A 14860-nucleotide genomic window follows, 5' to 3' on the forward strand; every position below is an offset into this window, starting at 1 on the left:
GGGGAGCGGGCTTGCCCCTCCCACATGTTGGGCATCAGCCCCCGTTAGATCAGTGATTGGGCTAGATAAGGTGCGGTGCGGCTGTGTTTGCTCTTGGCAACCTTGTGGGGCGTGCCGCACGCCACTACCGTTCCGCCCAGGTCCCCTGCCCCCGGGCCGATATCAATCACCCAGTCACTCTGGGCCACCACGCGCATTTCATGCTCCACCACAACCACCGTATGCCCCGCCTCCACCAAGTGATTCAACTGGCTGAGCAAACGATCGACGTCCTTGGGGTGCAAGCCGGTGGTCGGTTCGTCCAAGACATACAAGGTGGCGCCCCGGGCGTTACGTTGCAGTTCAGTGGCGAGCTTGATGCGTTGGGCTTCGCCGCCGGACAGCTCGGTAGCCGGCTGCCCCAGGCGCAGATAACCCAGGCCGATATCGCGCAGCACGACTAACGAGCGCAGGATGCCCGGTTGCTCGGCGAACACCTGCACCGCCTGCTCCACCGTCAGCCCCAGCACCTGGGCGATATTCAAGCCCTGCCATTTGATCGCCAGGGTGTCGGGGTTATAGCGCGCGCCGTGGCAGGTCGGGCATGGCGCGTACACGCTGGGCATGAACAGCAACTCGACGCTGACAAAACCTTCGCCCTCACAGTTCGGGCAACGGCCCTTGGCGACATTGAAGGAGAACTGCCCGGCATCGTAATTGCGCTTTTTGGCCGCTGGCGTGGCGGCGAACAGTTTGCGCACGTTGTCGAACAGCCCGGTGTAGGTCGCCAGGTTGGAGCGCGGCGTGCGGCCGATGGGCTTCTGGTCCACCTGCACCAGGCGCTGGATGTGCTCCAGCCCGGCGCTGATGCGCCCGCCACTGGCTTGCGGTGCAGCATCTTCCAGGCTCGGTTCGTCGTCGCTTTCCAACACACGCCCCAGGCCCGTGCCCACCAGCTCCAGCAGCGCCTGGCTGACCAGGCTGGACTTGCCCGAGCCGGAAATACCGGTCACCGCGGTGAAACAGCCCAGCGGGAAATCCACGTTCAAATCTTTCAGGTTATTTCGCGTCACGCCTGTGAGCTTCAGCCACCCGGCCGGCTCGCGGCTTGGCGCATTGGCCGGGCGAGGTGGGGCAAACAGGTATTCACGGGTCTGCGAGGCCTCGACATCCGCCAACCCTGCGGGCGGCCCGCTGTACAGCACTTGCCCGCCATGCTCGCCGGCAGCCGGGCCCACGTCGATCAGCCAGTCGGCGCGGCGCATGGTTTCCAGGTCATGTTCCACCACAAACAGCGAATTGCCCGCGGCCTTTAAACGATCAAGCGCCGTGAACAATGCTTCGCCATCCGCCGGGTGCAGGCCCGCCGAAGGCTCATCGAGCACATAAATAACACCGAACAACTGCGAGCCCAATTGGGTAGCCAGGCGCAGACGCTGCAGTTCCCCGGACGACAGGGTCGGCGTGCTGCGCTCCAGGGACAGATAGCCCAGGCCCAGTTCGATCAAGGTGTTGACCCGTTCGAGCAGGTCCTGGGCGATGCGTTGGGCCGCCAGGCGTTTTTCCACCGACAGCTTCATCGTGTCGTGCCCCGCGGCCACCGGCTGCAGCAACTCGGCTAATTGCGCCAGGGACAATTGCGACAGCTCACCGATATCCACCCCGGCAAACTTCACCGACAACGCCGCCTGGTTCAGGCGTTTGCCCTCGCACAATGGGCAGGCACTGCCTTGCATGAACTGCGACACGCGCTTTTTCATCAGCGCGCTTTGGGTGTGGGCGAAGGTGTGCAGGATATAGCGCCGAGCGCCGCTGAAGGTGCCTTGGTAGCTGGGTTCGAGCTTGCGTTTCAACGCCTCGCGGGTCTGCTGCGGGGTGAAGCCGGCGTACACCGGTACGGTGGGGGTTTCTTCGGTGAACAGAATCCAGTCGCGCTGCTTTTTCGGCAAGTCGCGCCATGGGATGTCCACGTCATAGCCCAGGGTCACAAGGATGTCGCGCAGGTTCTGGCCCTGCCACGCCAACGGCCAGGACGCCACTGCACGTTGGCGGATGGTCAATGACGGATCGGGCACCATCAGCGCCTCGGTCACTTCATACACACGGCCCAGGCCATGGCATTGCGGGCACGCGCCCTGGGGCAGGTTCGGCGAGAAGTTCTCGGCGTACAACATGGCCTGCCCTTTCGGATAACGGCCGGCGCGGGAATAGAGCATGCGGATCAAGCTCGACAAGGTGGTGACACTGCCCACCGACGAGCGCGCACTGGGTGTACCGCGTTGCTGTTGCAGGGCCACGGCAGGCGGCAAGCCTTCGATGCTGTCTACGTCCGGCACGCCGACCTGGTCGATCAAGCGCCGCGCATAGGGCGCCACCGATTCGAAATAGCGGCGCTGGGCCTCGGCATACACTGTGGAAAACGCCAGGGACGATTTGCCGGAGCCAGACACGCCGGTAAACACCACCAGGGCGTCCCGGGGAATATCCACATCGACATTACGCAAGTTATGTTCACGGGCGCCACGCACCCTGACAAAGCCCGCTTGCCGGGCAGTGAGCGGTGGGATGTTGCGCTGTGAAGTCATGGGCAACCTTGTCTTGCGCTTAGCACCCTGCGCACGCGTTGGGTCAGGGCATCGGGGCTGTAGGGTTTGCTCAGCAGGTGGATATCGGCGCTGAGCAGATGATTGGAAGACAGAATGTCGCGGGTGTGGCCTGAGGTAAACAGCACCGGCACCGGCGGGTTCTGCGCGCGGGCCCAGGTGGCCAGGTCGGTGCTCTTGACCCGACCGGGCATCACCACATCGGTGAAGATCAGGTCCGGCGACACGCCGCGCTGCAACACTTGCATCGCGCGGTCGCCATCCTCGGCAATCAGTACGGTATAGCCCGACTGCTGCAGCAACTCGACCACCGTCAGGCGTACGCCTTCATTGTCCTCGACCACCAGGATGGTTTCCTGGCCGCCGCCTTGCAGGTCCGCATCACTGTAGTCGTCGAAGCATTCAGGCTCCAGGCAGTGGGGGAAATACATCTGCACCACCGAGCCCTTGCCCTCCTCACTCCACATGTCCACGTGCCCGCCACTTTGGCGCACAAAACCGAACACCATGCTCAACCCCAGGCCGGTGCCGTGGCCTTCGCGCTTGGTGGTAAAGAAGGGTTCGAATGCGCGCTTGAGGGTCGCCTCGGACATGCCCACGCCGGTGTCGGCCACTGCCAGGCGCACGTACTCGCCGGGCTTGATGCTTTTACCGATGCAATCGTCCGGGTTGAGGATGACGTTTTCTCCGGTGATACGAATCACACCCTCGCCCTGCATGGCATCGCGGGCGTTGATCGCCAGGTTGAGCAGCGCGTTTTCCAGCTGGTTGCGGTCGACATTGATGCACCAGGAGTCCTGGGGCAGTTGCACGTCGATATGAATGGTTTCCCCCAACGCCCGTTGCAACAACTCGCCCAGGCCAGCGTAGATGCGCTGCGGGTTGTACACCGCCGGAGACAAGGGCTGGCGACGCGCAAAGGCCAGCAGTTGCGACGACAGCTTGGCCCCACGTTCCACGGCGGCGATGGCCGCGGTGACGCGACGTTGCACCTGGGGGTTGTCCGGTTCATGCCTGGCGAGCAAATGTAGGTTGCCGGCGATCACTTGCAGCAAGTTATTGAAGTCATGGGCCACGCCCCCGGTCAGGCCGCCAATCGCTTCCAGCTTCTGTGACTGGCGCAACTGGTCTTCTGCGGCCGACCGCGCCTGCACTTCAGCGGCTACGCGTTGCTCCAGATTATGGGTGAGCTCCTGGCGCACCCGCTCGGACTTCACCAGTTCGGTGGTTTCCACCACAATCGCCAGCACCCCGGCCGGCTGTTGGTTGTCCCCGGCCACGGGGCTGTAATAGAGGTCCAGCCATACGCTTTCCGGTTGGCCGTGACGCGATAGCACCAGTTCCTTGTTATTGAACGACAAGGTGCCGCCCGCCAGGCACGTATCCACCACATGCCGATTGAACTCGGCCACCTCCGGCCAGCCCAGTTCGACCGGAGTGCCCAAGAGGTAGGGATGGCGCCCGCCGGCAAATGCCGAATAGCTGTCGTTGTAGATCATGTACCCTGCCCGCCCCCACAGCATCACCATCGGCACGGGTGAGGCGAGCATCATTTGCACGGTGCAAGCCAGGCTCGTGGACCACTGATCCAAGGGGCCAAGGTCGGTACTTGACCAGTCAAACGTGCGAATCCGCTGGGCCATTTCGCCGGCCCAGCCTTCACAGCCATGGGGGTTGGATAAAAATTGCATGATTGGGCTCTGTGCAGGGACAAGACAGTCGCAAGTTTTGGAGCGCGCCAGCGGTGGATGGTTTCATCCTGAACACAGAGGAATGCATAAACCCCTGGAACTCAATGAAAATCCCGGCTGCGCACCACCATTCCATCCAGCAGCGGCGTCAAATCGGTGAGGCGCCCCGCGATCAAATGCCGCACCTCACCCACCGCCTCCCAACGACCGTCCACCTTGAGCAAACGCGAGCCCACCAGCGCCTGGCGCTGACGCTCGGCCAGGTCGCGCCAGACCACCACATTGAGGTTGCCGAACTCATCTTCCAGGGTGACAAAGGTCACGCCGCTCGCCGTGCCTGGGCGCTGGCGCCCTGTGACCAGCCCGGCGATGCTCACGTTGCGCCCATGTTCCACCGCCAGCAACTCCTGGGAACTGCGGCAGCGGCGCCGGCGTAACTCGGCGCGCAACAACGCCAGGGGATGGGGCCCCAGGGTGGTACCGAGGGTGGCGTAATCGGCGTGCAAATCTTCGCCTACCGTGGGCTCGGGCAATGCCACCCGCGTCTCATCGGGGCTCGGCAGGCCGGCAAACAAGCCCAGTTGCTGATGCACACCGGCTACGTCCCAGCGCGCCTGATGGCGGTTGCCGGCCAGGGCGCGCAAGGCCCCGGCATCCGCCAGCAGCGCCTGGGCACGCGTATCCAGGCCGGCGCGCGCGTCCAGGTCAGCGATGTCGTTGAACCGCCGCTGCTGCCTCGCCGCTTCGATACGCCGCCCGTCTTCCTCGCGAAACCCCGAGATCATGCGCAAGCCCAAGCGAATCGCCGGTTGCTGGCCGTCGATGGGCTCCAGGCTGCACTCCCAGTCACTGGCCTGCACATCCACCGGGCGGATCTGCAAGCGATGGCGCCGGGCGTCCTGCAGGATCTGGTCCGGGCTGTAGAAGCCCATGGGCCAGCTGTTGATCAGGGCGCAGGCGAAGGCCGCTGGCTCATGGCATTTGAGCCAGCAACTGGCATAGGTCAGCAAGGCGAAACTGGCGGCGTGGGACTCAGGGAAACCATAGCTGCCAAAGCCCTTGATCTGCTCGAAAATCTGCGCGGCAAAGGCTTCGGTGTAGCCGTTCTTCAGCATGCCGGTGCGCAAGCGCTGCTGATGCGGCTCCAGGCCACCGTGGCGTTTCCAGGCGGCCATGGAGCGGCGCAACTGGTCGGCCTCGCCGGGGCTGTAGTCGGCGGCGACCATGGCAATCTGCATCACCTGTTCCTGGAACAGCGGGATGCCCAGGGTGCGTTCCAGCACGGCTTTCAATTGCGGCGACGGATAGGTCGTGGGCTCTTCATTATTCCGTCGACGCAAGTACGGATGCACCATGCCGCCCTGGATCGGCCCAGGCCGTACGATGGCGACCTCGATCACCAGGTCATAAAACGTCTGCGGCTTGAGCCGGGGCAACATCGACATCTGTGCCCGCGACTCGATCTGGAATACACCGATGGTGTCGGCCTTGCTGATCATGGCGTAGGTGGCCGGGTCTTCTTTGGGAATCGTGGCCAGGCTCAAGTCCCGGTGGCGATGCCGGCGCAGCAAATCGAAACAGCGGCGGATCGCGCTGAGCATGCCCAGGGCGAGGATGTCCACCTTGAGCAAGCCGACGGCGTCGAGGTCGTCCTTGTCCCACTGGATAATGGTGCGCTCGGCCATGGCCGCATTTTCCACCGGCACCAGGGTGTCCAGCGGGTATTCGCTGATCACAAAGCCGCCAGGGTGCTGGGACAGGTGCCGCGGAAAACCGATCAGTTGCTGGGTCAACGTCAAGACACGCCGCAGCAGTGGGCTGTCCGGGTCGAAGCCGCTTTCACGCAGGCGCTCCAACGGCGGCGCCTCATCGCTCCAGCGCCCGCAGCAATCGGCCAAGGCGTTGATCTGGTCCGGCGGCAGCCCGAGGGCCTTGGCCACATCACGTACCGCGCCCGTGGCGTGGTAACTGCTGACCACCGCCGTCAAGGCTGCACGGGTGCGGCCATAGCGCTGGAACACGTATTGCAGCACCTCTTCGCGGCGTTCGTGCTCAAAATCCACGTCGATGTCCGGCGGCTCGTTGCGCTCCTTGGACAGGAAGCGCTCGAACAGCAGGTTGGTCAGGCTCGGGTTGATTTCGGTGATGCCCAAGGCAAAACACACCGCCGAGTTAGCCGCCGAACCACGGCCTTGGCACAAAATCGAACGGCTGCGGGCGAAACGCACGATGTCATGCACCGTAAGAAAATAGCTTTCGTAACCCAGCTCGCTGATCAGCTGCAGTTCACGATGGATTTGCTGCAAGGTCTTGTCGTCGATGCCTTCGGGCCAGCGCTGGGCGATGCCTTCTTCGGTGAGGGTGCGCAGCCAGGATTGGGCGTCATGCCCCGCGGGTACCAGCTCGCGTGGATAGTGATAGCGCAACTGGCCGAGGTCGAAGGTGCAGCGCCGCGCGATGGCGAGGGTTTCATCCAGCAAGGCCTGGGGGTACAGCGCCGCCAGCGCATCCAGGCTACGCAGGTGGCGTTCGCCATTGGGGTGCAGGCGCGTGCCGGCTTCGGCCACCGGCACGTGGTGGCGGATGGCGGTCATGGTGTCTTGCAGGGCCCGGCGGCCCCGCGCATGCATATGCACATCGCCGCAGGCCACGGCAGGGATTTGCAGGCTGTGGGCCAGTTGCAAGCGCTGTTGCAGATGGCGCGCATCGTCCTGGCCGCAATGCAGATGCACCGCCAGCCACAGGCGCTGGTCGAAGGTGCGGCGCAGCCAGTCGAGGCTGGCCTGGGTGTCGCTGTCTTGCGCTACCCACAACGCCAAAAGACCGGGCAACGGTTGCTCGAAATCTTCCTGTAGCAGGCGATAGCGGCCCTTTTCAGCCCGCCGCCGGGCCAGGGTGATCAGCCGGCACAGGTGCTGGTAACCGCTCAGGCTCTCTACCAGCAGCACCAGTTTCGGGCCGTTTTCGATGTGCATTTCGCTGCCGATAATCAACGGCAAGTCTACGGCTTTGGCGGCTTGCCAAGCGCGCACGATGCCCGACAGCGTGCATTCATCGGTAATCGCCAGGGCGCTGTAGCCTTGGCGCTTGGCGCGCTCGAAAAGCTCCAGCGCACTGGAGGCGCCACGCTGGAAACTGAAATTGGACAGGCAGTGCAGCTCGGCGTAACTCATGCACCCTCCTACAGTAGGTGGCGGCCCAAGGGTTTTCATGCAAACCACCCTTGCAACCACAGCCCATCGCCTTGCCCCACCGTGCGATAGGCCCACCCCTGCTGGCCGGCGCGGGTCTGGACCAGGTAATAGTCGCGGCGCACATCGGCGCCATCCCACCAGCCGGATTCAATGCGCTCCGGGCCCATCAGGATCTGTACGCCGTGTTCGGCCAGCAAGGTCGGTTGCGGCAATAACCAGCCTGGGCGGCGGACCTTGTTCAAGCTCGGGCACGCCTGGGGGGCGGTCGTGGCCTGCCAGGCACATTCGGGGCGATGGTCGGCCTGAAAACGCAGGCCCTGCACCGCCTCATCCCCCAGGCGTGCACGCAGGCGTTCGCGCAACTGTTCCCACGGCAGGGTTTGTTGCGGGCGGTCGTCGAACATGTCCTGGCGTTGCGGCACGAACACCGGCAAGTCCTCGGCCACCAGGCGCACCCCCCGCACCGGCGCGGTGACCTGTACCTGCTCCAGGCGCCCACGGGCCAGTTCGAACAACATCGAAGGCTCGCGCTCGGCACTGAGCAGGCCCACCTTGATCACGCTGTCGTGTGCCTGGGCGTGTTCCAGGTGCAGGTCAAAGCGCTGCACGCCACTGTCACGCCCGCACAGGAAAGCGGACAGATCGCCGGTCAAGCGCCGCAAGGGGAACAACAGCGCCTGGTGGGATTGCACGTCGAAATTCAACTCGATGCGTGCATCGAACTGGTCGGGCGGTTGATAGAACTCCAGGGCCAATGGCCGCTGCCCGCTCAGGGCGTCGAGGTGCTTGAGCAGGCTGGCGTCAAAGCGTCTCGCCAGGGTATGCCGTGGCAAGGCCTGCACCTGGGCCAGGCTGCGCAGGCCCATGCGCGACAAGGCGGTGGCGGCCTGGGGTTCAAGGCCCGCGCGGTCGATAGGCAACGATGCCAGGGCCTGCATCAGGGCGCGGTCATCGGCCACGGCCAGGCCGTCGTAGCCGTTTGCCAATATCCGCGCCGCCGCCGGGTTGGGCGCAGCGACGATGCGATGGCGAAAGCCAAGTTCGGTCAGCTCTTTGCGCAAACGCGCCTCGAGGTGCGGCCAGGGCCCGAACAGGCCCAGGCTCGATTCGATCTCGAACAACAAAGCCCGTGGGTAATACAGGCTGACCTGGGAGCTGAAACGATAGGCCCAGGCGGCCAGAAACTGCTGCAGCCGCTCGATCTCCAACGGGTCGTATTCGACACAGGCAAAGTGCTTGACCAGGGCATGGGCCGCCGTCAACGATTGCCCGGGGCGCAGGCCCAAGGCGCGGGCGGCGGCGTTGACGGTTTGCAGTACACGCCGCTGCGGCGTGCCGGCCAGCAGCGCCAGCGGCTGCTCGGGTTCGGGGTGCACACGCTGTGCCCCGTCCAGCGCCAATTGCGGGAAGACAATACACACCCAACGCATGGCAACCTCAATGCCCCGCCAGGGCAATCGGCGCCGGATGGGCCAGCCCGCCACGGCACTTGAGCACCCGCACTTGCGCGGGCCTGGCCTCGACCGCCAAGCGCAGGGCGGCGGGCGAGGCATTGATCGCCTCGCTCAAGGAGCGCCAGGCAAACGCCAGGGTCTGCCCGGTTTCCGCCGCTACCTGCAAACGCCGCAAGGCACGATCATCGGCCTTGCGCGGCCAACACAACACCGCCCCGCAACTGCCCGAACGCAGGCATTGCTCCACCGCCCACAGCGCGTCACGCTCCTCGGCCCGGATGATGGACAACTGGCGCACATCCACCCCGGCGTTCTGCCACGCATGGGGATAGGGGGTATAGGGCGGCGCCACCAGCACAATGCGCTCGCCCAGGGCCGACAAGCGCGCCAGTGTGGGCAGCACCAGTTGCAACTCGCCCACCCCGTCCTGGGCCATCAGGATTTCACTCAAGGCCGATTCCGGCCAGCCGCCACTGGGCAGCACCGCATCCAGCGCCGCCAGCCCCGTGGGATGTACGCTGGCCGGGGGCGCGGCGGGCCGGCCCTTCCAGACTCGCCCGCCATTGAACAGCGAGTCCAGGGCAACCACGGCGCCCATCAGCCTTGCCTCACCAGGCCGCAGAACACGCCTTCGATGGCCAGGTCCTGCTCGGGCCCGACCACGATGGGTTGATACGCCGGGTTGCGCGGCAACAGGCGAACCCTGTCGCCGTGGCGCTCGAATCGCTTGATGGTGACGTCGCCGTCCAGGCGCGCCACCACAATCTGCCCGTTCAAGGCTTCGGCAGTGCGGCGTACGCCCACCAGGTCGCCATCGAGAATGCCATCTTCAATCATCGAATCGCCCTGCACTCGCAGCAGGTAGTCGGGGGTTTTGGCGAAGGTGGCGGGGTCCAGTTGCAAGCGGCTGTGCACCTCGGCATCGGCGCCAATCGGCCGACCGGCCGCCACACGGCCGAGCACCGGTACATCCAGCCACTCGGGACGCGCAGGTTGATTGAGCAAGCGAATGCCACGGGCCTGGTTGGGGTTGACCTCGATAAAGCCGGCTTCGGTCAGCGCCACCACATGCTTGCGGGCGACGCTGCGCGAGGCGAAGCCGAACGCCTCGGCGATCTCGGCGAGGCTGGGAGGCTGGCCTTGTTGCGCGATGCGCTCGCGAATGAAGGTCAGGATGGCGGTGCGGCGGGGAGTCAGGTTTGTCATGGAGTACATTTGTACTCCTGTGGGAAATTTCTGACAATAACCGTCAGTCTGCTAATTGCCAGCTACCACATGAAGGCATAGGTATCTACTTAAGTCTGTAAGCTCAACGGTTACAACGATGCGAAGCGAGCCGCTCTTGATCTTGATCTGCTTTTGATCTTAGGCGCCCCGTTAAACCACGCTGGCCGGAATTCGACAGTGATTTGGGGGGTAAACCGGCAGGGATGCCGGTTTAGCCGCCCCGCGCCATGGATGGCGCGTGGCGGCGGCCCCCCAAATCACTGGCGGATTACGGGCACACCGAGCCTAAGCGAGGTGCCGAGTGGTGGGGCAAGAGCCCTTTGGTTACTTTGGGGCTCTTTTCCAAAGTGACCCGCCGTTGGGCGGAACCCTAAGTGGCCGTTACCGCAGGAATGGATATGTACACGGTCCAACTGTGTTGACTGTCAGGCCGTCTTCGCAGGCAAGCCAGCTCCCACATTGGATCGCGGGGCATCAGTTATATCTGTGTCGGCTGCCAGGCCGTCACGGGAGCAAGCTCCCTCGCCACAGATTTAGCGTCGTGCCAAAGTTGTGTAGATACCTATGCACATGAAGGCATACCTCACCACCCCTCTTTCAACATCCGCAACTCCAGATGCTGCAACAACATGATCGTCTTGCCATCCACAATCTCCCCGCTCTGCACCATCGCCAGTGCCTGCTCAAAGCCCAGCTCCAGCACCTCGATATCCTCGCCCTCTTCTTCCAGGCCACCGCCCGCCCCCACTCGGTCGCCTGGCTGGTATTCACCGATAAAAAAGTGAATCCGCTCGGTCACCGATCCCGGGCTCATGAACGCCGCGTAGATTTTCTCAACATGCCCCACGCGATAGCCGGTCTCTTCCTCGGCCTCCAGGCGGATGCGTTCTTCGGCGCTGGCGTTATCGAGCAAACCGGCCGCCGCTTCAATCAGGTAGCCGGGGTAATCGTTGACGAACGTGGGCATGCGGAACTGGCGAATCAGCAAGACTGTGCGTTGCTCACGGTTGTACAACAGGATGGTCGCACCGTTGCCCCGGTCATACACCTCGCGGGTCTGGGCTTGCCAACTGCCGTCGCGACGGCGCAGGTCGAAGCTGTATTTCTTCAGCAGGTACCAGTTGTCCGAGAGGGTTTCTTCGGCGGTGATGCGCACGGGGCTGTTGTTCATGTGTGGGCCTTTGCAGGTAGGGCAGGTTCAAGCCGTCCACCCTATCAACCCGCACGAGGATTGTTCAATGCTGTAACACTTTCATCCGCCACAGCCGTCGCATTAATGCCTACCCGCCCAGGCCATCTGGTAAAACCCGTGCTTCATCTTTGTTCTGGAACCTTCATGTCTTCTGCTTCTATGCCCCGCCGGGGCCTGCGCTGGTTTGTCTGGCTGTGCATGGCCGTGTTGATTGTCGGCCTGCCGGTCGGTTGCGCCGTGTTGCAACACAAGGAGCGCGAACTTGTGTTTCGCATCGAGCCGGGAACCGCCGGCTGGTACACCGGCCTGCCCAAGGCGGTGCAGGAATTCGAACTCAAGCCCGCCAGTTTCAAAGCAGGGCAGAACATTCATGGCTGGTGGTACCCGGCAGCCAACAAAGACGCGCCCGCCATCCTCTACCTGCACGGGGTACGCTGGAACCTCACGGGCCAATTGTTTCGCATCGAGCAATTGCATGCCCTGGGCTTTTCGGTCCTGGCCATCGACTATCGCGGCTTTGGCCAAAGCCAGGGCGACTTGCCCTCGGAAGCCACGGTGTACGAGGACGCTCGCATTGCCTGGGAGCGTTTCCAGACCCTGCAACCAGACCCCGGCAAGCGCCTGATCTACGGGCACTCCCTGGGTGGCGCGGTCGCCATCGACCTCGCTGCCGAGTTGGGCAAGCAGGTGCCATTGCCGGTGCGCGGGCTGGTGATCGAGTCCACGTTCACCTCCCTGGCGGATGTCGCCACGGCCGTTGCCAACACCTCATTGCCGGTGCGCTGGTTGCTGTCGCAGAAGTTCGATTCCATCGACAAGATTGCCGACATCCACATGCCGCTGCTGGTGGTCCACGGCCTCGACGACCGCTACGTACCACCGCGCTTCAGCCAGCAGTTATTCGAAGCCGCCCAGCAACCCAAACACCTGTTGCTGGTGCCCGGTGCCAGCCATAACAACAGCATGAACCTCGCCGGACGCAGCTATGGCCAGGCGCTGGAAAACCTGATGCGCACGAAGATGCCTGCCCAGGTGGTGACACACTCCACAGGCCGCGATAACGCCTCGTAAATACGCTTTTCGACACTGGGTTCGCGCTTGGCTGTCAAGCGCAAACCCTGGCCATGTTGGCCCGAAATACAAGTTGATCAAATAATGATCTTCGCTGAAATCGCCAACGCTGCCGGGCCTTCGCAAAGTTATCCACAGAGATACCCACGGTTTTCGTGGACAACTCTTTTTATATTTTTACGTTTTTTTTGCTCAAGCCGTGCTTCCAGGAAAGGTACCGGGCAACAGGATTTCGCGATTTACTTCGCGTATATCCTTATAGCCACAGAGCGCCATCGACACGTCCAGTTCGCGGGCGATGATATCAAGCGCCTTGGTCACCCCCGCCTCGCCCATCGCCCCCAACCCATACAAGTGCGGGCGGCCAATCATGGTGCCCTTGGCGCCCAGCGCCATGGCCTTGAGCACGTCCTGGCCGGAACGAATACCCCCGTCGAGCCACACTTCAATGCGGTTGCCCACGGCCTCGACAATCGCCGGCAATTGGCTGATGCTCGACGGCGCGCCATCAAGCTGCCGGCCACCGTGGTTACTCACCACCAACGCATCGGCACCGCAATCGGCCGCCAAGCGCGCATCCTCCACATCGAGAATGCCCTTGATGATCAGCTTGCCGCCCCAGCACCGCTTGATCCACGCCACATCGTCCCAGCTCAGGCGCGGGTCAAATTGCTGGGCGGTCCACGACGACAGCGAACTCATGTCGGCCACCCCCTTCACATGCCCGACGATATTGCCGAAACCACGCCGCTGGGTACCCAGCATGCCCATCACCCAGCGCGGCTTGGTCATCATGTTGAGAATGTTCGGCAGGGTCAGCTTGGGCGGCGCGGACAAACCATTGATCAAGTCCTTGTGGCGCTGCCCCAGAATCTGCAAATCCAGGGTCAGCACCAATGCATCCACCCCGGCCGCCTTGGCGCGCTCGATCAACTGCTCGATAAAACCGCGATCGCGCATCACATACAGCTGGAACCAGAACGGCTGGCCGACGTGCTCGGCGATGTCTTCCAGCGAACAGATACTCATGGTCGACAAGGTGTAGCGCAGCCCGAACGCAGCAGCGGCACGGGCAGTGAGGATTTCGCCATCGGCATGCTGCATGCCCGCCAGTCCAGTCGGCGCCAGCGCCACGGGCATGGCCATGTCCTGGCCAATCATACTGGCGCGGATCGAACGCTCGTCGATATTGCGCGCCACCCGTTGACGGAACTTGATACGCGCAAAATCAGTTTCGTTGGCGCGGTAGGTGCTCTCAGTCCAGGAGCCGGAATCGGCGTAGTCGTAGAACATGCGGGGGACACGTTTTTGCGCCAGCTTGCGTAAGTCTTCGATGGTTGTGATCAACGGCATCGGGTCACCTCTCCCTGAACTGAACACAGAGAGTAACCGGCAGGAGCGTGGGCAACCAGCCGTTGCGTTTAGATGGACTGACGATTAATCTCGCACAAACCCGCAATAAAGCGCACAAACATGCATAACACTCATCAAGCTATCGACCTGCCTTCCCTGCGCAAACAAAAGATCTTGTTGCTGCTGGAACGCGACGGCAAGGTCACCGCATCTGAGTTGGTCGAGCATTTCGCCGTGTCCCAGGACACCATCCGCCGCGACCTTGGCGAACTCGCTGCCGCCGGCCTGTTGCAACGCGTACACGGCGGCGCCCTGCCCCGGCCCAAGGACACCGGCAAGGATTTCTTTACCCGTGTCGGCGAGACCAACGAGGTCAAGCGCCACCTCGCCCGCGTGGCGGCGGAGCGGGTTGAAGACGGCCAGATCGTGCTGTTCGATTCTGGCTCCACCACCTTGCAGATTGCGCAGTGCTTGCCCCATGCACTGCACCTGACTGTGGTCACGCCATCCCCCATGATCGCCATCGCCCTGGCCGACCATCCGCATATAAAAGTGATCCTGGCCGGCGGCCAACTCAACCCTGCTACGCTCTCCACCGGCGGCCATGAAGCGGTGCGCCTGATCCAGAGCGTCAAGGCCGACCTGTTGTTCACCGGAGTGTGCGCATTGCACCCGCAAGTGGGCATCACCTCGCTGCATTTTGGTGAAGTGGCCGTCAAGCAAGCCTTGCTCGACAGCGCGTCCCACGTCATCGCCGTGACCACCTCAGACAAACTCGGCGCGGTGGAACCCTTTGTGGTCGCGCCATGCAGCCGTATTCATACGCTGATTACCGAGTGGGATGCACCGGATGTGCAGGCATATGAACAGTTGGGGTTGCAGGTGCAGCGAGTGGACGTGCAGTGATACAAACCACGATGCGAAGCGAGCCGCTCTTGATCTTGATCTGCTTTTGATCTGCTTTTGATCTTGATCTTAGGCGCCCCGTTAAACCACGCTGGCCGAACGCAGGCTTTAATTCGTGGGTAACCCGGCAGGACGCCGGGTTAGCCGCCCCGCGCCATGGATGGCGCGTGGCGGCGGCCCACGGATTCAA

10 protein-coding genes are annotated in these 14860 nt (G+C 63.0%); 2 read left to right on the plus strand and 8 right to left on the minus strand.

Annotated elements, in window-relative coordinates; genetic code table 11:
* Window positions 1-44: 44 nt before the first annotated feature.
* The 7 genes from uvrA to JMV15_RS24865 all read right to left on the minus strand — a co-directional run bounded on the left by uvrA (window position 45) and on the right by JMV15_RS24865 (window position 11319).
* Entirely contained in the window at window positions 45-2564 is a 2520-nt protein-coding gene (gene uvrA, locus JMV15_RS24835) for an excinuclease ABC subunit UvrA (RefSeq protein WP_201491949.1), read from the minus strand.
* Window positions 2561-4273, minus strand: a complete 1713-nt coding sequence (locus JMV15_RS24840; protein WP_003191866.1) for an ATP-binding protein — start codon at window positions 4271-4273, stop codon at window positions 2561-2563. The genes uvrA and JMV15_RS24840 overlap by 4 nt, the downstream gene beginning before the upstream one ends.
* 101 nt (window positions 4274-4374) lie before the next feature.
* Window positions 4375-7446: an error-prone DNA polymerase gene (locus JMV15_RS24845; RefSeq protein WP_038449907.1), complete on the minus strand. Its 3072-nt coding sequence runs from the start codon at window positions 7444-7446 to the stop codon at window positions 4375-4377.
* Between the two features lie 35 nt (window positions 7447-7481).
* Window positions 7482-8897 (minus strand): Y-family DNA polymerase, encoded by a 1416-nt coding sequence (locus JMV15_RS24850; RefSeq protein WP_201491950.1) that lies wholly within the window; start codon window positions 8895-8897, stop codon window positions 7482-7484.
* Window positions 8898-8904: 7 nt separating this feature from the next.
* Window positions 8905-9519: a translesion DNA synthesis-associated protein ImuA gene (imuA, locus tag JMV15_RS24855; RefSeq protein ID WP_003191873.1), complete on the minus strand. Its 615-nt coding sequence runs from the start codon at window positions 9517-9519 to the stop codon at window positions 8905-8907.
* Window positions 9519-10136 (minus strand): transcriptional repressor LexA, encoded by a 618-nt coding sequence (gene lexA, locus JMV15_RS24860; RefSeq protein WP_020301598.1) that lies wholly within the window; start codon window positions 10134-10136, stop codon window positions 9519-9521. The genes imuA and lexA overlap by 1 nt, the downstream gene beginning before the upstream one ends.
* A gap of 595 nt (window positions 10137-10731) precedes the next feature.
* Window positions 10732-11319 carry an NUDIX domain-containing protein gene (locus tag JMV15_RS24865; protein ID WP_034125680.1) on the minus strand — a complete coding sequence of 196 codons (588 nt, stop codon included), beginning with the start codon at window positions 11317-11319 and terminating at the stop codon, window positions 10732-10734.
* A gap of 165 nt (window positions 11320-11484) precedes the next feature.
* Here JMV15_RS24865 and JMV15_RS24870 point away from each other — a divergent pair, with 165 nt between their 5' ends.
* Entirely contained in the window at window positions 11485-12411 is a 927-nt protein-coding gene (locus tag JMV15_RS24870) for an alpha/beta hydrolase (RefSeq protein WP_032903886.1), read from the plus strand.
* 192 nt (window positions 12412-12603) lie between these two features.
* Here the strand turns inward: JMV15_RS24870 and JMV15_RS24875 are convergent, their stop codons facing one another.
* Entirely contained in the window at window positions 12604-13764 is a 1161-nt protein-coding gene (locus tag JMV15_RS24875; RefSeq protein WP_020302077.1) for an alpha-hydroxy acid oxidase, read from the minus strand.
* A gap of 120 nt (window positions 13765-13884) precedes the next feature.
* Between JMV15_RS24875 and JMV15_RS24880 the strand changes: the two genes are divergently transcribed.
* Window positions 13885-14670, plus strand: a complete 786-nt coding sequence (locus JMV15_RS24880) for a DeoR/GlpR family DNA-binding transcription regulator (protein ID WP_038449901.1) — start codon at window positions 13885-13887, stop codon at window positions 14668-14670.
* Window positions 14671-14860: the final 190 nt, after the last annotated feature.

It is taken from the genome of Pseudomonas paracarnis, assembly GCF_904063055.1.
Classification (GTDB): domain Bacteria; phylum Pseudomonadota; class Gammaproteobacteria; order Pseudomonadales; family Pseudomonadaceae; genus Aquipseudomonas; species Aquipseudomonas paracarnis.

Excerpts from the sequence above, each read along its gene's own strand:
- uvrA (WP_201491949.1), bottom strand. The coding sequence starts at position 2,564 with ATGACTTCACAGCGCAACATCCCACCGCTCACTGCCCGGCAAGCGGGC.
- JMV15_RS24840 (WP_003191866.1), bottom strand. The coding sequence starts at position 4,273 with ATGCAATTTTTATCCAACCCCCATGGCTGTGAAGGCTGGGCCGGCGAA.
- JMV15_RS24845 (WP_038449907.1), bottom strand. The coding sequence starts at position 7,446 with ATGAGTTACGCCGAGCTGCACTGCCTGTCCAATTTCAGTTTCCAGCGT.
- JMV15_RS24850 (WP_201491950.1), bottom strand. The coding sequence starts at position 8,897 with ATGCGTTGGGTGTGTATTGTCTTCCCGCAATTGGCGCTGGACGGGGCA.
- imuA (WP_003191873.1), bottom strand. The coding sequence starts at position 9,519 with ATGGGCGCCGTGGTTGCCCTGGACTCGCTGTTCAATGGCGGGCGAGTC.
- lexA (WP_020301598.1), bottom strand. The coding sequence starts at position 10,136 with ATGTACTCCATGACAAACCTGACTCCCCGCCGCACCGCCATCCTGACC.
- JMV15_RS24865 (WP_034125680.1), bottom strand. The coding sequence starts at position 11,319 with ATGAACAACAGCCCCGTGCGCATCACCGCCGAAGAAACCCTCTCGGAC.
- JMV15_RS24870 (WP_032903886.1), top strand. The coding sequence starts at position 11,485 with ATGTCTTCTGCTTCTATGCCCCGCCGGGGCCTGCGCTGGTTTGTCTGG.
- JMV15_RS24875 (WP_020302077.1), bottom strand. The coding sequence starts at position 13,764 with ATGCCGTTGATCACAACCATCGAAGACTTACGCAAGCTGGCGCAAAAA.
- JMV15_RS24880 (WP_038449901.1), top strand. The coding sequence starts at position 13,885 with ATGCATAACACTCATCAAGCTATCGACCTGCCTTCCCTGCGCAAACAA.